The sequence below is a fragment of the Pantoea rodasii genome, from assembly GCF_002095465.1.
Lineage (GTDB): Bacteria > Pseudomonadota > Gammaproteobacteria > Enterobacterales > Enterobacteriaceae > Pantoea > Pantoea rodasii.
Window position 1 is genome coordinate 73,274 of record NZ_MLFP01000019.1, and the last position, 19,638, is coordinate 92,911.

Consider the following 19,638-nt stretch of genomic DNA (forward strand, 5'->3'; position numbering starts at 1 on the left):
TGATGAGGAGCCCAAATATGGGGCTTTACCTGCTTAAAAGGCTGTTATCGGTGATTCCGGTACTGATTGGCCTGTCACTCATTGTGTTTTTGATTATGGCGATGATCCCCGGTAATCCGGCACAGGCGCTGCTTGGCGCATGGGCCACGCCGGAAAACGTGACGCGAATCAATCAGGAGTTGGGGCTGGATAAACCGCTGTATCAGCAATACCTGATCTGGATCGGAAATATGCTGCACGGTGATTTTGGCCGCTCATACGTACTTAACCGTCCGGTGATTGATGAGGTGATGGATCGTTTCGGTGCCACGCTCATATTGGGTGGAAGCGCACTGTTAATCAGCAGCATCTTGGGTTTGCTGGCAGGCGTGATTTCCGCCGTGCGTCAATTTGGCTGGGCAGACAAAACCATCACACTGCTGGTGCTATTAGGCATCTCCATGCCCTCATTCTGGATTGGGCTGCTGATGATCATGCTGTTTGCGGTGCAACTTCAGTGGTTCCCCGCCTCGGGAATGGTTGCCATCTGGGGAGGCGGTGGCTTGACCGACCTGCTGCATCATCTGGTTATGCCCGCGATTACACTGGCGCTGGTCGCAACTGGCGTAATCGCTCGTCTCACGCGCACCGCGATGCTGGAAGTACTTCGCCAGGATTATATTCGCACCGCGCGAGCCAAAGGCCTCTCGGAGCGTAAAGTCATCTGGCATCACGCTTTTCGGTCCGCGTTAGTCGCGGTTATTCCCGTCATCGGTATTCAGGCCGGATTCGTGCTCGGCGGCGCGGTGTATATCGAGACCGTTTTCCAGTGGCCCGGCCTGGGCGCGATGTTAGTCAAAGCGGTTGCCACACGTGATCTGCTGCTGGTGCAAGGTGGCGTGTTAGTAGCAGCCGCGGCTTACGTATTAATTAACCTGTGCGCCGATATTCTGCAGTCGCTGCTTGATCCGAGGTTAGCATCATGAGCCAGATAACCGTTTCCACACCGACTCGCCAGCGCCCTTCGCTGTGGCGACTTTTGCTAGCCAACCGACTTGCCGCCATTGGGCTTGGGGTATTGCTGCTGATTCTGTTACTAGTTATCGCCGCACCGCTACTGCCCTTGGCCGATCCGGATGCCACCGATTTACTGCATCGCCTGTTGCCTCCTTTCTCGCCGGGACATCTGTTGGGCACCGATCCTTTAGGTCGTGACCTGCTGTCACGTCTACTGTGGGGGACACGCGTCTCCTTGATTGTTGGCGTAAGCGCAACCCTGATGGCTGCGGTCTTCGGCACGATAATTGGTTTGGTGGCCGGCTATGCAGGCGGTCGCACCGATAGTCTGCTGATGCGACTTATCGATATGCTGATGGCCTTCCCCTATATCCTGCTGGCGCTGGTGATTGTTGCCGTGCTGGGGCCAAGTTTGATTAATGCGCTATACGCTATTGCCATCGTCAATATCCCGTTCTTTGCGCGTAATATTCGTGGCCTAACCGTTGGCTTGCGCCAGCGTGATTTTATCCACGCGGCACGCCTGGCAGGTAAAAGCCATCTCAATATTGTTTTCACGGAAGTCCTGCCCAACGTATTGCCCGTGATCGTGGTCACCATGTCGACCACCGTAGGCTGGATGATTCTTGAAACCGCTGGGTTGTCATTCCTTGGACTTGGCGCTCAACCTCCCGCCGCCGATCTGGGTTCGATGCTAGGCCAGGGGCGCGCGCAGATGTTCAGCGCACCACACGTATCACTGGTGCCGGGCGTAATGATTTTTCTGCTGGTGATGAGTTTTAATCTCTTAGGCGACGGTATTCGCGACATGCTCGATCCTCGCATGAAATCCGGCCTTCAACTGCGCGCCAGTGCCACAACCGATGTGCAGCGTTCTGCTGTACCCGCCGCAGTGCAGGCTCCAGATGCCCTGCTTGAGGTCGTCGACTTACAGGTGGATTTTCTTACCCGGTCAGGCAAACATCCTGCGGTGAAAGGCGTGAGTTTCGCGTTATCTTCCGGAGAATGCCTGGGATTGATCGGAGAAAGTGGCTCTGGCAAGAGTGTCACGGCCCTGTCGATCATGGGACTGGTCGCATCACCACCGGGTGTGATCAGCCGTGGCGCGATTTATCTGGCGGGAGAAGAATTGCTGTCACTGACGCCAACGCAGATGCAGCAACGGCGGGGAGCACGCGTCGCCTATATCTTCCAGGATCCTCTTACCACGCTGCATCCGCAAATGAGCATTGGCAAACAGGTGGTCGAAGCGGTGTTGGCGCATCAGCCTATGTCGAATCGTCAGGCGCACCAGAAAGCGCTGTCCCTGCTGGCGAGCGTAGGTATTCCTGATGTTGAGCAACGCTTTTCCAGCTATCCCCACCAGTTGTCTGGCGGACAGCGCCAGCGCGTGGGCATTGCCATGGCATTGGCTAATGATCCTGACATCATCATCGCTGACGAGCCAACCACCGCTTTAGATGTCACCGTACAGGCACATATTCTGGCGTTGCTGCAGCAGTTGCGGCGTGAACGCGGTTTGACACTGCTGTTTATCACCCACGACTTTGGCGTGATTGCGCAAATCTGCGACCGGGTGGCGGTGATGCGGCGCGGTGAAATAGTGGAAACCGGCATGACGCAGCAAGTATTAAATCATCCACAACACGACTATACGCGTCGATTGATCGCCAGCGTGCCAAAACTGGGACAGGGACGTGCGTTTCTTGAGCATGTCGCGCAGCTCTACTCATCAACCCGGGAGGCCTCATGAATACGGTGCTTGAAGCTGAACATCTGAGCAAAATTTATCATCGCCGCGGCAGTCTATTTGCTAAAGCGCAGCATCAGGTTCACGCGGTCAAAAGCCTCTCGTTGCAGCTTGCGAGGGGTGAAACATTAGCGGTGGTGGGAGAAAGCGGTTCAGGGAAAAGTACGCTGGCGCGCATGCTGGTAGGGCTAGAGTCGCCCACTTCTGGCGTCATTATGTGGGGTGGTAATCATTTCTGGACTAATCGGAGAACATGCAGGTTAGCCGCAATCCCTCTAGTGGCGCGGCCTGAAGATGATTTGAGGATTATGGACTCGTCGCAAAAAAATGACCGGAAAATGATTTTTTTGCAATATATTTTGGATGGAAAGATTCTGGTTTGAACGAGTTTGAAAGGCGTTTAAACAGATTTTGAGAAACCTGTCACGCGCTTGACCTAAGTCAAATTAAGCATAAGCCGAAAATATTACAAACTGATTAGTACCAGCCTATGCTCAATTAGCTAGCCTGCTTCTGATCAGGTGCAGGGCTGGCTGTGTCGCTCATCTCACTCTCTTCAGATGCCCCTTTTTTGGCTTCAACATGCGCATTCACAAGTTCTATCGCGCGAGCCTTCAGTTGAGGTGGCAAAAGCATAAATATATCTTCAAGGCTTGCTTCGTGCTCAGCAAGTTTAATGAGGCCGCGCGCGCCACCACTAATAATCATTCTTAACAAAGCCTCGGCTTCTGACTTATTCATCAACTCAAAAGCTGCCATCCAGGTAGAGCGTAAAAATTCATTAGGCTCATTGGCAGGCACATCTACCTTATGTGAATTGGTTTGTCTTTCCACTCCTGTTGCTAGCCACTCTACTGAAACACTCTCCACATTTGCTATTTTAATTGCCACATTGAGTGAGGGGGCAGTACCTCGCGTTAGATAATTGTTTAATGTGGAGAATGACAAACCCCAGTCTTGCGCGGCCTCTCGCACGCTCCTTTCTCCAATCAGTGCTCTCAAACGGTGCGCTATGCTTTCTTTGCCATCTTCGACAAAAGAAAATTCGCTTTCTTTTCCTTCGACCACTTTCTTTTCCTCTAATCTAATGAATTTAGTGACATTTCCACATCTGGTAAGCCGATACCTCAAACAGACAAAAGAAAACGGAATATTTTTTTACTTGTGCTCATAGTGGATCAATACTTCTATGCGAAGAGAGGCCCTTTGGCTTATCCCTCGGGATAACTTTTTAGGATAGTGGAATGATGAATCAAAAAGAAGATCTGGTTGCGGATTGGCATCCTGAAGACATTAAAGCCAACTTACACAAGCGCGGTCTGTCGCTTGCGGAGCTTGGCCGCAGAAATGGTTATGCAGAGGGTGCCTTAAAGTCGGTTTTGCGCACCCCCTCTAAGCCTCAGCAGCGGATTGTTGCGGAAGCGCTGGGGATTTCGCCGGAAATCATCTGGCCCAGCCGTTATAAGACAGAGAGTTATGTGCGTAAGGTGTCCTGATATGTTTGTCACGGTGAATGAGTTGATGGGCCTGCCTGGCCTTCCCAGCACTGCTCAGGGGCTGAGACTCACACTGAACAAGTGTGCTGGAAGTTCCTCAGAGCTTGTACGCCGCCGTGAAGGCACAAAAGCCTTTGAGTATCACATTGATTGTCTCCCCGATGCTGTACGGGAAGCTGTGCAGGCTCGCATGGCGCGGCAGTTGATGGCTGAGTCTGCTGGTGCTGAATTGGCTACTGTGCGCGGTAATGTTGTGAAGGCTGATGCAGGTTCTCCTCAGACCAAAGAATTGCTGACTCTTTATCGCAGTTGTCCTGCACTTCTGGCTAACAAGCTGCGTGAGCTGACAAGCGATCAGAAGAAAATTGCCGATGCACGCATGACCTTGGTTCGTGAGGTACTTCGACTGATGCAGGAGTCAAAAGATGGTGGTCTCAATATGAATCGTAAACAGGCGGTAACGCACATTTCGGTTGAGTCTAAGGCTGGTACGTTGCCTGAATTCGTACAAAAAGCGGCAGATGTGGCCAATGCGCGCAAGGGTTCAACACGCACGGGTGTGGGGGTCAGTAGTTTGCAGCACTGGTTTACTGATTACGATCTGGCTAAAACGTCAGGCGAGAAGCTGGCCATTATGGCACCGGGTCAGGTGCGGCCTAAAAAGGTTGAGCAGTATTCGTGGATGGGCCACTTTCTGCAGTACTGGCGTAATCCCAATCAGCCAAGCGTGACAATGGCGTATGAAGCCTTTGCTGATGACTGGCGTGATGAGTATGCCGGTAATGCGCTGATGTTGGCCCAGCTGCCGCTGATTGACACAGTTCGCTATGCGCTTAATAAAATCCCCAAGGCGGAGCGCATGCGCGGTCGCGTGACGGGTTCAGCCTGGCAGTCGCTGATGCCGTTCGTGCGCCGTGACTGGTCTGTGATACCGGTTAACGGGGTCTGGATCGGGGATGGCCACGGCATGAAGCTTGAGGTGCTGCACCCTGATACGGGTAAACCGTTCCGACCTGAAATCACGCTGATTATTGATGGCCGTTCACGCGTAATTATGGGGTGGAGTCTGGCAATGTCTGAAAGCCAGATTGCGGTTGGCGACGCGCTTCGCCATGCCATCTCTAATTACGGATTGCCACTGATTTATTATTCCGATAACGGCGGCGGTGAAACCAACCGTATATTTGACGCTGACATAACCGGTATTTTTTCCCGACTGGGAATTGAGCACCCGACCGGGCGTCCGGGTAATCCACAGGGGCGCGGTATTATTGAACGTATAAACCGTGAGATCCCGATGCGGGTTGCTAAAGCATTTGGCTCTTATGTGGGTAAGTCAGGTGATAAAGAGACGCTGCGCAAATACCGCAAGCAGATAGGTTCAGCAGTCAATGCCATTGAGAAAGGCAAGGAGCTTAACAGTACGCAGAGAGCCGCCATGCGCAAGATTCCATCATGGGAACAGTTAATAGCGGAGATTGAGAAGCAGATAGAGCGGTACAACCATCGCCCTCACGACGAGCTTCCGGTGCGTGAGAACGGCCAGCACTGGTCACCACTTGCTTACCGGTCACACGTAATTGAAGCGGAAAGGGAACAAATCAGCTACCTCACAAGCAGTGAGCTGCATGAGATGTTCAGGCCTGAAGTCGAGCGTATTGCAATTCGTGGTGAGATCCAGCTGTTTAATAACCGCTATTTCAGCCAGGCGCTTGCCAGCGTCGAAGGTGAAAAGGTTAGAGTTTGTTTTGATATACACAATCCTGACAGCGTGATTGTGCAGCGTATGGATGGTTCCTGGATATGTGATGCGATCTGGAACGGTAACCGGGTTGCAGCATTCGGTCAGTCCTACATTGAACAGGCAAAAGCGAAAAGTATTAAACGCAGTGTGCAGAACCTTGAGGGCCAGATTCAGCGTAAGAAAGAACACCTGCTGCCGCCTGTTGAGCCTAGGCCAGATCTGGACTACAGCCTCTTTAGCGCACGCGTTATTAATAAAGAGCCTGAGAAAATTTATTTATTCGAATCCGAATATCAGCAGGATTTAAAGAAAGCCGGTAATCACCGCTAAGGTTATTTAAATGGATATCAGAAATAAATTAATCCAGATGCTGGAGGGGTCAGGCTACACCCAAAAAAAGTGGCCACCAAAACAGGCCTGAGCACAGCGGTTATTTCGCAATATCTAAAAGGTAATTACAACGGAAATATCGGTAATGTTGAAGCGGCGCTGACCGATTTTTTCCGCCGCGAAGAGGATCGGGCTAAGCACAGCGTGGTGAAAGAGCGATTTGTTCCCACGCAGCTGGCGACGCTGGCGCTGGCACTCATCAGCAATACTCATGCGGATGGTGATATCGGTGTGATATACGGCCCGGCAGGCATGGGTAAGAGCATGATATTACGTGAGTACGTCGCGCAGAATAAAGGCGTAATTCTGATTGAGGCCGATCCGGGATACACCGCTAAGGTGCTGCTGCAAGAACTGGCCGCCCGGCTAGGGGTTAAAAAGACAGGGAATATTCATGAGCTGAGCGAGGAATGTATCCAGGCCCTGACCGGTACGGGCTGGGTAGTGCTGGTTGATGAGGCTGAGCTGCTGCCCTACCGCGCATTAGAGGTTCTGCGTCGCATTCATGACCGTTCTGGAGTATCAATCGTTCTGGCGGGCATGCCACGCCTGCTCATTAACCTCAAGGGTTCCAGAGGTGAATATGCTCAGCTTTACAGCCGCGTGGGCATGGCAATGGACCTTGCGACTTATAAAGACGATCAGTCGCACAGCGATTTTAAAATGATTTTAATCAGCCTGCTGCCCGATTGTGAAAGCGTGCCTGAAGAAATAACTGCGGCCTTTCTGAAGCACTCAAAGGGGAACTATCGACGGATGTTTAAGCTGGCACGAGGCGTGGTGCGCTCAAGTGGAATAAATAATCAGGGCATCAGTGTGGGATTGATCGAGCGTTATGCCGGAATGTTGATCCATTAATTATTAAGTTAACCAATAAGGTGAGCATGTATGAGAGATTCAGCAGAGGTTGCCTGCAAGCGTTCACGCGCAAAAGTGCAGATTAATACTCACGGTGGCCGGGTCACAGGATATGCGCGTAATCGTACTGTGCCCGTTGTGTATGCCATAGCGCCGCGTGGAGGCGACATATGGCCAGTGCGCGAGGTAATAGAAGTTATGGGCGGAGTGCGTCAGCAGTTGCGCACCTCGGTTATTGAAGGCTGCACGGTAATCTGGAGTTAATTATGGCGGCAAAACTTGAAGTGATTATCACCGAGCATAGCGCGCGTATGGAATTTGACATCAAAGGCTCGGGAGACCGCACGCCTCGCGAGGAGGCGCACCTGGTGGCATTGGTTGCTGCAATCAGAGCTATTGTCAGCGACTTTGACAGCCGTGCTGCAAAGTGTAGTTGTCCGGACTGCAGGGCAAGCCGGGAGCGGGAGGCGGTACATGAGTATCCGAATCTGCATTGACGTTGAATTAAATGAACTGGGATTAGTGATTAGCCCTGAAATTAAAGTCTGTCCTGATAATCACACCGTGTCTGAAATGAATATTGCCACCAGTACCGTGAATTATGCGGTGAATCTGGCTGCGCAGTTTGAACAGTTGTTTATGAAAGCGAAATTAATTAACGGAGAAAGTCATTATGTCAGAAGAAATTAAGCAATTTACCAAAGCTGCTGCCCCTGCGGGTTACTGGATTGATGCCAAAGGCGTGCTGACGCCTGAGCACCTGATTAAGCCAGTGGACAAAGTGCGCGATCAGCTGGTTGGCGAAATCGTGGAGCGGGCGCAGGCGGTGAATGCAGCGCTCAGTGAGTTTAAGCTGAGCGGGTTTGCGGATATCGCGGCCTTTGTTGACCTTTCATCTAATGAATATGGCGTGAGTGTGGGCGGTAAAAAAGGCAATGTGACGCTTTATTCGCACGATGGGCAATACAAGATCCAGCGTGCTATGCAGGACCGCATCGCGTTTGATGAGCGACTGCAGGCGGCCAAGGCGCTGATTGACGAGTGTCTGGCGGACTGGACCGAGGGGGCTCGCCCGGAGATCCACACCATTATCAGTCGCGCGTTCTCCACCGATAAAGAGGGAGATATCAATACGGGCGCGGTGCTGGGTCTGCGTCGTTACGATATTGACGATCCCCGCTGGCGTAAGGCGATGGAAGCCATCGGGGAAGCGGTTCAGGTGGTGGGCAGTCGTTCTTACATCCGCGTATACGAGCGTGTTGTGGATTCAGACCAGTATGCGCCGGTGGCGCTTGATATTGCCGGGGTGTGACATGTGGGATCCAGCTAAAGCTAATCATATGAATCAGTTTGCCCGTTATGCCATCGGTGCCAGCCGTCTTGAACGTGAGGGGTTGTTTAAGCAGGCGGCAGAACTCTGGGAAAAGGCCTATGCGTCACCGTGCGGGGCTGATAATCGTCACTGGGCGGAAGCGCGTTATGACCGCTGCGCGTATGTCAGCGGCCTGCGGAGGACTGATATCAGTGAACGCAAAGCAGTTTAACCAGCGTTATCCGGTGGGGAGCCATTTTATCTATCAGTCCTGCTCTGCCCTGCGGGGTGGTGTTCCGGTGCGTACGTTGGATGTTGCGCGTGACCTGATGAGTTCGACGGTCGTGGAAATTAATGTTCAGCCTTATTACGCGAACGTCACTTCATTAACACCTGCTGGGATAAAAGCCGACTGATTTAAACCGACATTAATCATCATTTAAATATGGCGTGAACCGTCAGGGGGCTGCTCACGCCTTAATTAAGGAAAAGGTATGAAAATTAATAACTTTGAGTTCGCTGAGTTTATACAGGATTTAACGTCATGGCATGAGCGAAACGTTGCTGACCTTCAGCTTATTGTGGATAAGCCCGAGGCATCTATATCGCTGGGTAATGGAATGCCTTCCATTGAGGCTGGCAGCGAAAAAGCCAGAGGTGTGCGCATTGGCATCATTCTGGCGTTAAGCGTACTGGGAAAATTACCATTTTCATTCGCCGAAGAAGATGATGGTGATAGCTGTGATCACTAAACAGCAGTGGTCGGGCATTGAAAGCACCATCAAATCAGGTGCGCGCGTTGCCTTTGAATATCAGGGTAACAAGGTCGAGGTTGCCAAAATCCAGACTGATGAAACACACCTCGCTTATATCGTGGTCAACAACGGGGAGCCTCTGGTTGGCTTTTACAAAGAGGGTCATGAGAGATATCAGCCACTCTCGGCGATATTCCTGCGTAAAAAACAGGTGAATACGACGGCAAAAATTGCCCGGAGCATTGCGAAAGAACGAGGCGGTAAAGCGTGGCTCAGGCGCAGGGAAAATCGTCATTACCTCGAAAAAGATCACGAAGTAACGGAGACCTTTTTTCCCTCAGCCAGAACGGTGGTGAATCAATTCCGCAAAATCGAGGGGCTGACCCTGTCGGTGCCGCTGGAAATATTCCCGGAGGGTGGCGATGTACCTGTGCGTGACGAGCTGTGAGCACTACGATGCCGGTGCACGGAGGATTTATCATCTTAACGATGGCAGTACGGTCGAAGAACGTCGCGATCTGCCTGTTGTATCTCGATGGCTGTGCTGGGATAGCCATAATTACCGTGTTTATAAGAAATCCCTGCAGGCTGCAATGAAACAGGCTGCAGAACGCCATAAAAAGAGGAGTAATTTTCAATGAAAAACCTATCTTACGTCGACATTACTGAGCGTGAATTAATTGAAATTGATTTGCTGTTAAGTGGTTATCCATCAGAGCGGGTAGTCTCGCTGACAAAACATCTGAACGATACAGGGGGGCGATTAACCGCAAGGTGTTAGCTGATGACCATCGGCTTGAAATGGCTCAGTCTCCTGGAGCTGGATGGCTGACCCGTCGCCTGCGCACACTGGCTGACGGGAACAATCAGGAGGTTGCGATTGCGTCGCTGGAGCAGCTGGATATATTGTCACTGAGTGGGTGTCTGTCAGATGCCTTACTGAATGCCAATCTTGTCGCGGATTAATTTCGTTAGCCATTGTTTGCTGACGTCCTTAACAAGATCAAACGGGGCGTCAGCAAGTTCACGTTTAATGCGTTCCATTACCGCGTTTCGATTAAGTGCCATCGCGAAATCATGCCCATCCTGAGTCAGTCTGATAGGAACCTTCCGCCATTCAATATTCATCCCACGGTAGACAAATCCAATGCTGCAGGGATCCCGCGTCAGTAACCTCCAGTTGCTGATAAGTCCGTTTTCCACGAGCAGTAGCGTATGAAAAATGAGCCGTTGCTCGTCTTCACCTGTGGCGGTCGCAAAGCCCAGGTCTCCTAAGGTGATGAATGAATCCTTTGAGTCGAGAAAAATGGTCAGGATCCTTTTCAGTTCTTCGAAATCGATTCGCACAATCTCCCCCCCCCAACTCCAAACCAGCGCTGTCATTTTGTTTAAAATTCGCTAGTACTAAAGAAAGCACAGATTTGCATTTCCCGGGCAATAATGTCGATATTTATTTCTCAAATTCCTTTTCGTAGATTCAATGCTCTCGATCAATAAAAAAGCCCATGTTTTCTGCCGTCGTTTGATAATCGTTGTGGTTTTTCAGGCCATCATCAGGTTCTGTCGCGTGACAGGCAGTCTCGCGAAAACATTTAAGGGAGGTGACACCTGAAATATTTGCTGATTGTGTGGGCTTTCACGATGGCCCTGTTGTGGATTACGTGGAAATTTCGTGAGTATATCCGCCGTCATCGTCGCTGATATGGAATGCAATAACGTACTCAGGTGTCGTCAGGATTAGAGGGCGTCATCTTTGATGAGAAATATTCTTAAGGACATGCTAATTATTCTGCTATTCGTGATTATTACGTTAACACTCGGCTGGAATTTTCTGGGGCATTATGTCCCGGAGTCTGATTTGACAATCCTCTCCGGCTGTGATCCAATGCCCTTCTGCATCATTGGTAATCACAATTAAATCAGCCCTGAAAAGCCCCTCATTGAGGGGCTTTTCTCGTTTACGGTGGTAAATTATGAACCGAATCAATTGTTTCGGGTTTTTATCTACACTCCTTCAGTATGTGTTGGGAGGGTTAACTGCGACCCTGTTGCTTAAGCACGGGGAGTGCAGGCTGGGCTGGCTGTTGATCGTCCTTATGCTTGTTGACCTCACCTTCAAACTGGTCAAATTTTTCAGATCTAAATAATGGGTAGTCGCCATGAAATCAAACCTGATTCGTATTGTGCACACCGGTAAGTCTCGCCTTGGATGGGATGAGGACACCTACCGCGACGCACTGGCGCGCCTGACGGGGCACCGTTCGGCCAGCGAGTGCAGCGAAGTGGAGCTTGAGAAAGTGGTCACCTATATGCGCACCGTGGGTTTCACACCTTCTGCGTCATATGGTCGCCGTCCGCGCGTGGCCCTGGGCCGTAAGGGCATGTTGTCGAAGATTGAGGCTCTGCTGGCCGAAGCGGGTCGTCCGTGGGGATATCTGGACGGCGTGACGGAGCGAATGCTGGGTGAGAAGAAGCCGTTTGAATGGCTGAACGACGACCAGGTGCGCAAGATCATGCAGATGCTGATAGTTGACGCTAAACGTCACGGGAGGCTGTAATGCGCGAGTTTCATCTCAAAGACATCGAAGACCTGCTGCCCGATACCGTTCGTCAGATTGTGGATGTGATTGGGTTTGATGCCACGCAAAAGCTCATTGAGCGATTTGGTGCCGCGCGCTTTCCAGAGATTAAAAATAAGTGCGTGCTGAGAACATTTTCCGGGAGGGTTTATTAAACTCTTTATTATCGTCTGGGCCTTTATGATGGCCGTGTTATGGGTGGCGTGGGTACTGCGCAAGTATATTCGCCGTCATCGCCTCAGATTAATGGATGAACAATCCGCTCTTCTGGAGGCTGCAGTGGAAAGAGAAGGAGCAGGTTTAATGCTTAGCCTTATGATTAAAGATATGCTCATCATTCTGGCGTTTGTCGTTTTCACTCTGAGTATAGGCTGGTACATCTGCCGGTGGATTTACCCGGACTTATGAATTGACAATCCCCGCCTGGCTGTGATCCAATGTCCGCCTGCAGTACAGGTAGTGACAATTTCAATCAGCCCTTAAAAGCCCCTCACTGAGGGGCTTTTCTCGTTTATGGTGGTAAGCATGAAACGCCGGAACAGTGACCTCAGGATTTTTTCTCAACTCCTTCAATATGCTTTAGGTGGATTTAGCGCAGCCATGATGTTCAGGCGTGGAGATTTAGCTTTAGGTTATTTATTGATAGCACTTATGCTGATTGTCCTGACTGTCACATTGGTTAACTGGTTCAGAACTAAATAATGAGTGGTGACCATGAAATCTAACCTTATCCGCACCGTCCACACCGGCAAGTCACGCCTTGGATGGGATGATGATACTTACCGCAACGTACTGGCGCGCCTGACGGAGCACCGTTCGGCCAGCGAGTGCAACGAGGTGGAGCTGGAGAAAGTGGTCACCTACATGCGCACCGTGGGTTTCACACCTTCTGCGTCATACGGTCGCCGTCCGCGCGTGGCCCTGGGCCGTAAGGGCATGTTGTCGAAGATTGAGGCTCTACTGGCCGAAGCGGGTCGTCCGTGGGGATATCTGGACGGCGTGACGGAGCGAATGCTGGGTGAGAAAAAGCCGGTCGAATGGCTGAACGACGACCAGGTGCGCAAGATCATGCAGATGCTGATAGTTGACACTAAACGTCACGGGAGGCTGTAATGCGCGAGTTTCATCTCAAAGACCTCGAAGACCTGCTGCCCGATACCGTTCGTCAGATTGTGGATGTGATTGGGTTTGATGCCACGCAAAAGCTCATTGAGCGGTTTGGTGGCGCGCGCTTTCCGATTGGTAAGGGCGTGCGCCGTGACGGTGAGCATCGCCTCGCGCTGCTGCGTGAGGTCATTGGCGAAGATGCCGTACGGAGGCTGGTGAAGCACTTCGGCGGTGAAAACACGCTGGTGATCCCCCGTTGTGCCGCTGCACTGCGCGAGTGGCGCAACCGGTGTTTTTATGCTGACATGGACGACCGGGTCAGCAGCGGCGAATCCCTTCGCATGGCGCTGACACACGTGGCACCCAGATACGGTTTCGGAAACACCTGGGCATGGGAGCTGATTAACCGGCGTCGTAAGCCCACCGTGCAGACGCAGGGGCAGTTATTCTGAACCGTTCCCGTCTCACCCCTGTCACTCCATCCCCTGTCGCAATGCGATCACAATAACCCTCACAACATCGTGAGGGTTTTTTATGTCTTCTTTCAGATTCAGCCAGCGTAGCGAGAACAACCTGCAGGGCGTTCATCCTGACCTGGTAAAACTGACCCGCAGTGCGCTGGAGGTGTCAGCGGTGGATTTTGGTATCACCGAAGGCCTGCGCAGCGCCGAACGCCAGAAAGAGATGGTGGCCGGTGGGCACAGTCAGACGCTGAACAGCCGCCACCTGACCGGGCATGCTGTGGACGTGGTGGCTTATGTGGGCGGTCAGGTGTCGTGGGAGTGGGCGCTATACGAGCAGATTGACGCCGCGTTTAAGCAGGCGTCTGCAGACCTTTCCATCCCCGTTGAATGGGGCGGTAACTGGACCACCCTTAAAGACGGCGCGCATTTTCAGCTGCCTTTCGCGGCATATCCGGCATGAAGAAGGTTTTTACCCCCTGCTGGCGCCGCTACGCCCCTGAAATCGTGGCAACCGGCATAATCTGTACCGGGGAAATGCTGTTTTTCCACTGGATACGCGGTATCAGCTGGGCGGGGTCAGTTGTGCTTGCGCTGTTTGTTTATGTAGCAGGTGCTGCGCTGGGAACGCTGCTCTGTCGGCTGCCCCGCAGGCCTGAAAACTGATGTGGCGCGGGGTAATGCTGATGGGCTTTCTTAAGCGACTGCCGGAGCTGGTCTCTGACCGCCAGGGTCAGCTGTCAACGACCGATACCACGACGCTGTTTGCACTCATCGTGAGTTCTGCAGTGGTGCTGATGTGTGCTTACTGGGACCACGCGCCGGTCGATGCGCTGGCGGTATACGTCGGGGCCTGGGTGGCGCACGCCGGTGTTCAGAAGTTCCACGAGGGCAGAACGGACAAACCGCCGCCTGGTGGCCCCCTGCATGAAGGAAAACCCGATGTCCACGGCACTGATTAAATGGGCTTTAAAACGAATTTTACCGGGCATTTTGCTGTGTGCCCTGCTGGGCGGTGCCGGATGGTGGTTCCATCACTGCGGGTATGCGTCCGGGTTTGGGGCGGCAAAAAGCGCCGGTGATGCGGCGCTGGCCCGCGAGAAAAAATCGCGGGCCGATGAGCGCCAGCGTGAGAGCGAAGCCACCACGGCAGCGCTGCTCAAGGCGCGTGGAAATGAACGGGCCCAGCGGTCGCGCGCAGATACGCTGGCGGCCAGTCTGGCAGACAGAACCGGCGAACTGGCGCAGGTGAAGCTGCTGCTGGCCACGCAAATCAGACAGGCGGTGAGTGATGACAATAAAACGATGGGCGGGTGTGGTTATAACGGCCTGGGTCCTCGCAGCATGCAGCTCTACGCCGAAGCCCTCGGCTACGGTCACGGTCACACCGGCACCGGTCATTGAGCCCGGCGTGACGCCGCCGCGGGAGATGGTTGAACCCGGCGTGATGCCCCCTGCGCCCTCAGCGTATGCCGGTAAAGCCACAGGACTGCCCCCCGCCGCGCTGCTGGGCCACGCGGCGGATTATGGTGCATGGTGTCAGTCAAATGCTGCAAAGTTAAAGGCGCTGGAGGCGTTTTTCTGGCCCGCAAAAGGAGAGCAATAATGTCACTGGAATTTGGTGAAGGACTGCAGGCGCTGTTTTTCGCGCTGGTCGCCAGCGGTCTGAGCATCTGGCTGCGCGGGCTGAATTCCGCCATCAACCAGCTTCGCGAAGAGCAGGCCCGCATGCGCGAGACGTTTCAACTGAAAGCGGACGCGGTCAGGGATCAGGAGCAGATTATGTCCATGCTGAGCGACATCAAGCAGTCCATGGAGCGCACGACGGAGCGTATCGACAGGCTCATCAGCGGGACAGGTGGCCACGGATGAATCTTACACCTGAGCGGCGGGATGAGGCCGCACTGCAAGACGTGCTGTCAACGCTGCAGGACATTCAGTTAACACTTGACGAAATCAATGCCCGTATCATCACCCTTGAAGGCCGCGGCATCAGGCATGGCAAGGCGTCAGGCGTGGTAAGCGGGGCTATTTCCGGTGCGGTTGTGTCTGCCGGACTGGCTCTGCTGCGCGCTTCGGCGGGGGTGTGAATGGCGCATCCACGTGAAACCCGTGAAGCCCTGCGAAGGGCATATATCTTCAGCAATCATTCGCTGGAGCTGCTGGCTGCTCAGCAGGGCGTGAGTTTTCAACAGCCATGCGCTGGAAAAAGGTCTCAGCGGATGAGGGCGACAGCTGGGATACGTTACGAACGGCTAACCAGCTGGCCAGCGGTGCACCTGAAGATATTGCGCGCGCCATTCTTAATGGTCTGATGGGGCAGTTCCAGTCCGCACTGGAAAAGGTCAGTTCAGCAGATGACCTTCCGGCCAGGGAGCGGGTACAGCTGCTGTCATCCCTGTCCGATGCGTACACCAAGGCAATTTCAGCCAGCAAAAAGCTGCTGCCCGAAACCGACCGGGTGGCCACGGCCATCAGCATAATGACTGCACTGTCGCAGTTTATTCAGACCCGCTATCCGACTCATCTGCCAGCCTTTGTGGAAATTATCGACGCATTCACGCCGGAGCTTGAAAAGATGCAGGGTCGCTAACAGGCCTTTCAGTCACAAAACGGGTCTTACCGGCGCTTAGTCTCCTGATCCCATACCTCAACTCTGAAGCCGCAACAGGCGCAGGAATAGTGAGAGGCGTACGGTCTGAGGTGGCTGGCAAGCCCGATTTTCATACAGCGGGGGCAATACCACAGCGTGCTGTCATTGCGGTTATAGCCTTCGTTTTCTCTGAAAACAACTTTACCGGACAGCAGAGTAACGGCACGAAATTTATCCTGAAGCGCGGAATCATAAGGGTCTGTTTTCAGCGAGCGTGACTGGTATTGCGTGAAGCGGTAGTCCGCAAAAGCCTTGTGAATATGTCTGAGTCGGGCCATCAGGTCAGTGCATTGATGGTGAACCTCGATCCAGTCTTCAAGGTACGGGTAACGATTGATATTAGCTGATGTGGTCCTGATGACCGCTGACAGCGCCTCTTCGGCGCGTAACATCATGCTGTCGAGATTTGCATTAACGGATTTAGGTCCCATTTTAAACTCCCTGTAAAGTGCAGGGGTAATTTACAGGATTTTCAATCAAGATGGTTAAAGAATGTCCCTGACCTCGCTAAGTAAACTTCGGCTTGCTATGAATGAGCTGGCGGAGGGACTCCGCCGCACGATTGAGGCGGAGTGTACCGGCTTTTGCACCGATGCCTCTGCCGTAACTGAGCGGCGAGCTGCCGTGAGCTGCCCGGTGACCGGTTACCGTTATTTTGTGCAGACCTACTTTCCACACTATGTGCGCCACGCTGACCCCAGCGAGCTGCACGTCTACCTGTTTCAGCGTCTGCCGCAGATTGTGGCCGGCACGAAGGGTTGCAATGACGCCATCGCTGCGCCGCGCGGTGAGGCCAAGTCCACGCTGGTCAGCCAGCTGTTTGTTCTGTGGTGCATCATTCGCAATATCAAACACTATCCGGTGATCGTCATGGACTCCATCGACCAGGCGTATCCGATGCTGGAAGCCATCAAGGCCGAGCTGGTCTACAACCCGCGCCTGCAGACAGATTACCCTGATGTCTGCGGTCAGGGCCGCGTCTGGCAGATGGGCACTATCCTGACCCGCAACGACATCAAGGTGCAGGTGGCTGGCAGCGGTAAGAAGCTGCGCGGCCTGCGCCACGGACCGTATCGCCCCGACCTGGTGGTGCTGGACGATATCGAGAACGACGAGAACGTGCGCAAGCCGGAGCAGCGCGACAAGCTGGAGGGCTGGCTGAAGAAAACCGTGCTGCCCCTCGGTCAGGCGGGCGGCAAGCTCGACGTGGTCTACATCGGCACCATTCTTCACTATGACTCGGTGCTGTCGCGTACCCTGAACAACAAGCTGTGGCGCACAGCGCGCTTTAAGGCGATGCGCCGCTGGCCGGACGACCGCAAACTGTGGGATGAGTGGGAGTCGCTGCTGCGTAACGAGGGTGAAGACGCGGCGACTGCGTTCTATGAGGCCCGGCGTGCCGCGATGGACGCCGGGGCGATTGTGTCATGGACGGCGCGCCCGCTGCTCACCCTGATGACCATCCGCGCCCGTGATGGTCACGGCACGTTTGACTCTGAATATCAGAACGATCCGGTTGCCGGTGACGATGCGCTCTTTGCCGGGAAGGATGAACAGGGCAACGATATCATCAAATTCTGGGTGCACCGGCTGCGGGAATGGATCTACTTCGGGTCCGTTGACCCGAGCCTCGGCAAGGCCGGGGCCAGCCGCGACCCGTCTGCCATTCTGGTGGGCGGCTATGACCGGCTTAACGGCGTGCTCGACGTGGTGGTCGCAGATATCCGCAAGCGCCTGCCGGACAAAATCATCAGCGACGTCATCGGATTGCAGAAGACCTTTAACTGTCTGGTCTGGGGCGTGGAGTCCGTGCAGTTTCAGGAGTTTCTGCGCACCGAACTTATCAAGCGCGCCCAGCTGATGGGCATCCCCGTCCCGGCGCGGGCCATTATGCCCCACGCTGACAAGCTGCTGCGCATCGAGTCCCTGCAGCCGCACATGGCTAACGGGCGTATCCGGCTGCACGCCGACCAGACCACGCTGATTGAGCAGCTGCGCCACTTTCCAAAGGCCGACCACGATGACGGTCCCGATGCGCTGCACATGCTCTGGACGCTGGCGGTCACCAGCTCGCCCAAAATGGAGTTTTACAGCGCCAGCAGCGACCTGACCGGGCGGGCAATGCGCGACTGGCAGCGCGATTATTCACGGGGAGGATGGTGATTATGGGTGTGATAGTGGACACGCGCGGCGTGCCGTTTGAGTCACAGGCGCTGAAGCGTCAGCAGTCGGATGATAACCTGCTGCTGCGGCGCCAGTGGGCGGAGCATCCCTCCGTCGGCATCAATATCAACCGTCTGTATGGCATCTTTCAGGAGGCCGAACAGGGCAACCTGACCGCGCAGGCCGATCTGTTCTGTGACATGGAAGAGCGAGATGGCCACCTGTTTGCCGAGATGAGCAAGCGCCGCCGCGCCATCCTGACGCTGCCGTGGAAAATCACGCCACCGCGCAACGCCACCGCCGCCGAGCAGAATCTGGCCACGCAGGTCACAGAGTGGTTTCAGGATATGCCGGACTTCGAGTCGCTGCTGTTCGACCTCACCGACGCCGTGGGCCACGGCTTCTCGCCGGTCGAGATTGACTGGTCAAGACAGGGTAAGCTGTGGTTTCCGCGCCAGTTCTTTAAGCGCCCGCAGCGCTGGTTTCAGACGCCGCTGTTTAATGGTGACGATATCCGGCTGATTGACGGCACTACCGATGGCGCGGAACTGTGGCCATCGGGCTGGATACTCCACCGCCATAAGGCAAAATGCGGCGGCTTCCCGGAGGCGGGCCTGTTTCGGGTGCTGGCCTGGACGTACCTGTTCAAAAACCTCTCCGCGCGCGATCTGGCGGAGTTTCTGGAGGTGTATGGCCTGCCGATGCGCGTCGGTAAGTACCCCTCCGGCACCACCGACGACGAGAAGATGGAGCTGATGCGCGCCGTGATGACGCTGGGCCGCGAGGCGGCTGGGATTATGCCTCAGGGCATGGAGATCAACTTTGAGGACGCCGCGGAGGGTCAGGCCGACCCGTTTCGCTACATGATTGAGTGGTGCGAACGGACGCAGAGTAAGGTCATTCTGGGTGCCACCCTGACTTCGCAGACTGAAAGCAATGGCAGCCGCGCGCTGGGTGAGGTGCATAACGAGGTGCGCCACGAGCTGCTGGCCAGCGATGCCCGTCAGCTGGCGGGCACGCTCACCCGCGATTTACTCTGGCCGATGCTATCCCTGAACGGCTACTGCGATATTGACCCGCGCCGCCTGTGCCGCTTTGAGTTTGATGCCAGCGAACCGGAAGACCTGAAGACGCTGGCGGATGCTATCGGCGCATCGGTCAGTGCGGGTATAAGCGTCAGCCAGACCTGGGCGCATGAGCGCACCGGCATACCCGTTCCTGCCGCAGGCGACGCGCTGCTGGTGCCGCCCGGTAATAAAAAGATATTCCGGCCGCCCTCAGCGCGCTGTATGACGCGCGGGGCATGATGCCCTTTACCCAGCACGCGGCGCTCTCCGTGCAGTCGGATAACAGCGCCCAGCAGGCCCTGGACGG

27 protein-coding genes and 1 pseudogene are annotated in these 19,638 nt (G+C 54.2%); 25 read left to right on the plus strand and 3 right to left on the minus strand.

The annotated features are described in order from the left end of the window. Positions 1 to 17: 17 nt before the first annotated feature. Genes HA45_RS19565 through HA45_RS28715 form a run of 3 tightly spaced genes read left to right on the plus strand, consistent with a single transcriptional unit; the run spans position 18 to position 3,129 of the window. Entirely contained in the window at positions 18 to 965 is a 948-nt protein-coding gene (locus HA45_RS19565) for an ABC transporter permease (protein ID WP_100700252.1), read from the plus strand. Beyond that, on the plus strand, positions 962 to 2,749 hold the full coding sequence (locus HA45_RS19570) for a dipeptide/oligopeptide/nickel ABC transporter permease/ATP-binding protein (RefSeq protein ID WP_100700253.1): 1,788 nt from the start codon (positions 962 to 964) through the stop codon (positions 2,747 to 2,749). The genes HA45_RS19565 and HA45_RS19570 overlap by 4 nt, the downstream gene beginning before the upstream one ends. After that, a complete protein-coding gene (locus HA45_RS28715) occupies positions 2,746 to 3,129 on the plus strand; it encodes an ATP-binding cassette domain-containing protein (RefSeq protein WP_100700254.1) in 384 nt (127 codons plus the stop codon). The genes HA45_RS19570 and HA45_RS28715 overlap by 4 nt, the downstream gene beginning before the upstream one ends. Before the next feature lie 115 nt (positions 3,130 to 3,244). Here HA45_RS28715 and HA45_RS28305 read toward each other — a convergent pair whose 3' ends face one another. Next, on the minus strand, positions 3,245 to 3,814 hold the full coding sequence (locus HA45_RS28305) for a helix-turn-helix domain-containing protein (RefSeq protein WP_244563483.1): 570 nt from the start codon (positions 3,812 to 3,814) through the stop codon (positions 3,245 to 3,247). A gap of 179 nt (positions 3,815 to 3,993) precedes the next feature. Here HA45_RS28305 and HA45_RS19585 point away from each other — a divergent pair, with 179 nt between their 5' ends. From HA45_RS19585 to HA45_RS19635, 9 genes and pseudogenes are all read left to right on the plus strand, one after another. Next, positions 3,994 to 4,242, plus strand: coding sequence for a helix-turn-helix domain-containing protein (locus tag HA45_RS19585; RefSeq protein ID WP_100700391.1), 249 nt, complete (start codon positions 3,994 to 3,996; stop codon positions 4,240 to 4,242). A gap of 1 nt (position 4,243) precedes the next feature. Beyond that, positions 4,244 to 6,316, plus strand: coding sequence for a Mu transposase C-terminal domain-containing protein (locus HA45_RS19590; RefSeq protein WP_100700255.1), 2,073 nt, complete (start codon positions 4,244 to 4,246; stop codon positions 6,314 to 6,316). Between the two features lie 10 nt (positions 6,317 to 6,326). Then, positions 6,327 to 7,234 (plus strand): annotated as a pseudogene (locus tag HA45_RS19595) (AAA family ATPase). A 266-nt stretch (positions 7,235 to 7,500) separates the two neighbouring features. Continuing rightward, on the plus strand, positions 7,501 to 7,731 hold the full coding sequence (locus tag HA45_RS19605) for a hypothetical protein (RefSeq protein WP_100700258.1): 231 nt from the start codon (positions 7,501 to 7,503) through the stop codon (positions 7,729 to 7,731). Next, positions 7,709 to 7,924, plus strand: coding sequence for a hypothetical protein (locus tag HA45_RS19610; RefSeq protein ID WP_100700259.1), 216 nt, complete (start codon positions 7,709 to 7,711; stop codon positions 7,922 to 7,924). The genes HA45_RS19605 and HA45_RS19610 overlap by 23 nt, the downstream gene beginning before the upstream one ends. Next, a complete protein-coding gene (locus HA45_RS19615; RefSeq protein ID WP_100700260.1) occupies positions 7,908 to 8,546 on the plus strand; it encodes a DUF3164 family protein in 639 nt (212 codons plus the stop codon). Before HA45_RS19610 ends, HA45_RS19615 begins: the two co-directional genes overlap by 17 nt. A 28-nt stretch (positions 8,547 to 8,574) precedes the next feature. Continuing rightward, entirely contained in the window at positions 8,575 to 8,778 is a 204-nt protein-coding gene (locus HA45_RS19620) for an ANR family transcriptional regulator (RefSeq protein ID WP_157811616.1), read from the plus strand. 262 nt (positions 8,779 to 9,040) lie between these two features. Next, positions 9,041 to 9,298, plus strand: coding sequence for a hypothetical protein (locus tag HA45_RS19630; protein ID WP_100700263.1), 258 nt, complete (start codon positions 9,041 to 9,043; stop codon positions 9,296 to 9,298). After that, entirely contained in the window at positions 9,288 to 9,749 is a 462-nt protein-coding gene (locus HA45_RS19635) for a hypothetical protein (protein ID WP_128599013.1), read from the plus strand. Before HA45_RS19630 ends, HA45_RS19635 begins: the two co-directional genes overlap by 11 nt. Before the next feature lie 488 nt (positions 9,750 to 10,237). Here the strand turns inward: HA45_RS19635 and HA45_RS19645 are convergent, their stop codons facing one another. After that, positions 10,238 to 10,684 (minus strand): DUF2513 domain-containing protein, encoded by a 447-nt coding sequence (locus tag HA45_RS19645; RefSeq protein ID WP_240629176.1) that lies wholly within the window; start codon positions 10,682 to 10,684, stop codon positions 10,238 to 10,240. 776 nt (positions 10,685 to 11,460) lie between these two features. Here HA45_RS19645 and HA45_RS19650 point away from each other — a divergent pair. The 11 genes from HA45_RS19650 to HA45_RS19695 all read left to right on the plus strand — a co-directional run bounded on the left by HA45_RS19650 (position 11,461) and on the right by HA45_RS19695 (position 16,041). Beyond that, positions 11,461 to 11,859, plus strand: a complete 399-nt coding sequence (locus tag HA45_RS19650; RefSeq protein WP_100700265.1) for a gp16 family protein — start codon at positions 11,461 to 11,463, stop codon at positions 11,857 to 11,859. Continuing rightward, entirely contained in the window at positions 11,859 to 12,035 is a 177-nt protein-coding gene (locus tag HA45_RS27330; RefSeq protein ID WP_157811617.1) for a hypothetical protein, read from the plus strand. The genes HA45_RS19650 and HA45_RS27330 overlap by 1 nt, the downstream gene beginning before the upstream one ends. Before the next feature lie 559 nt (positions 12,036 to 12,594). Then, complete coding sequence (locus HA45_RS19655; RefSeq protein ID WP_100700266.1) at positions 12,595 to 12,993, plus strand: gp16 family protein; 399 nt, start codon at positions 12,595 to 12,597, stop codon at positions 12,991 to 12,993. Then, positions 12,993 to 13,439 carry a Mor transcription activator family protein gene (locus tag HA45_RS19660; RefSeq protein ID WP_100700267.1) on the plus strand — a complete coding sequence of 149 codons (447 nt, stop codon included), beginning with the start codon at positions 12,993 to 12,995 and terminating at the stop codon, positions 13,437 to 13,439. Before HA45_RS19655 ends, HA45_RS19660 begins: the two co-directional genes overlap by 1 nt. Positions 13,440 to 13,521: 82 nt before the next feature. Beyond that, on the plus strand, positions 13,522 to 13,911 hold the full coding sequence (locus tag HA45_RS19665; RefSeq protein WP_100700268.1) for a M15 family metallopeptidase: 390 nt from the start codon (positions 13,522 to 13,524) through the stop codon (positions 13,909 to 13,911). Next, on the plus strand, positions 13,908 to 14,114 hold the full coding sequence (locus tag HA45_RS27335) for a hypothetical protein (protein ID WP_100700269.1): 207 nt from the start codon (positions 13,908 to 13,910) through the stop codon (positions 14,112 to 14,114). The genes HA45_RS19665 and HA45_RS27335 overlap by 4 nt, the downstream gene beginning before the upstream one ends. Next, complete coding sequence (locus HA45_RS19670; RefSeq protein ID WP_100700270.1) at positions 14,114 to 14,410, plus strand: DUF2644 domain-containing protein; 297 nt, start codon at positions 14,114 to 14,116, stop codon at positions 14,408 to 14,410. The genes HA45_RS27335 and HA45_RS19670 overlap by 1 nt, the downstream gene beginning before the upstream one ends. Beyond that, entirely contained in the window at positions 14,391 to 14,852 is a 462-nt protein-coding gene (locus tag HA45_RS19675; RefSeq protein WP_100700271.1) for a hypothetical protein, read from the plus strand. The genes HA45_RS19670 and HA45_RS19675 overlap by 20 nt, the downstream gene beginning before the upstream one ends. Positions 14,853 to 15,053: 201 nt before the next feature. Then, positions 15,054 to 15,320, plus strand: coding sequence for a hypothetical protein (locus tag HA45_RS19685; protein ID WP_100700272.1), 267 nt, complete (start codon positions 15,054 to 15,056; stop codon positions 15,318 to 15,320). Continuing rightward, positions 15,317 to 15,538 (plus strand): hypothetical protein, encoded by a 222-nt coding sequence (locus HA45_RS19690; protein ID WP_100700273.1) that lies wholly within the window; start codon positions 15,317 to 15,319, stop codon positions 15,536 to 15,538. Before HA45_RS19685 ends, HA45_RS19690 begins: the two co-directional genes overlap by 4 nt. 107 nt (positions 15,539 to 15,645) lie before the next feature. Continuing rightward, on the plus strand, positions 15,646 to 16,041 hold the full coding sequence (locus HA45_RS19695) for a DUF1804 family protein (protein WP_366557357.1): 396 nt from the start codon (positions 15,646 to 15,648) through the stop codon (positions 16,039 to 16,041). A gap of 26 nt (positions 16,042 to 16,067) precedes the next feature. On the opposite strand, the gene HA45_RS19700 is transcribed toward HA45_RS19695, so the two are convergent. Next, positions 16,068 to 16,532: a hypothetical protein gene (locus HA45_RS19700; RefSeq protein WP_100700275.1), complete on the minus strand. Its 465-nt coding sequence runs from the start codon at positions 16,530 to 16,532 to the stop codon at positions 16,068 to 16,070. A 61-nt stretch (positions 16,533 to 16,593) separates the two neighbouring features. Here HA45_RS19700 and terL point away from each other — a divergent pair, with 61 nt between their 5' ends. Continuing rightward, positions 16,594 to 18,264: a phage terminase large subunit gene (gene terL / locus HA45_RS19705; RefSeq protein ID WP_100700276.1), complete on the plus strand. Its 1,671-nt coding sequence runs from the start codon at positions 16,594 to 16,596 to the stop codon at positions 18,262 to 18,264. Between the two features lie 2 nt (positions 18,265 to 18,266). Next, positions 18,267 to 19,571, plus strand: a complete 1,305-nt coding sequence (locus HA45_RS19710; protein ID WP_158087323.1) for a DUF935 domain-containing protein — start codon at positions 18,267 to 18,269, stop codon at positions 19,569 to 19,571. Positions 19,572 to 19,638 lie beyond the last annotated feature (67 nt).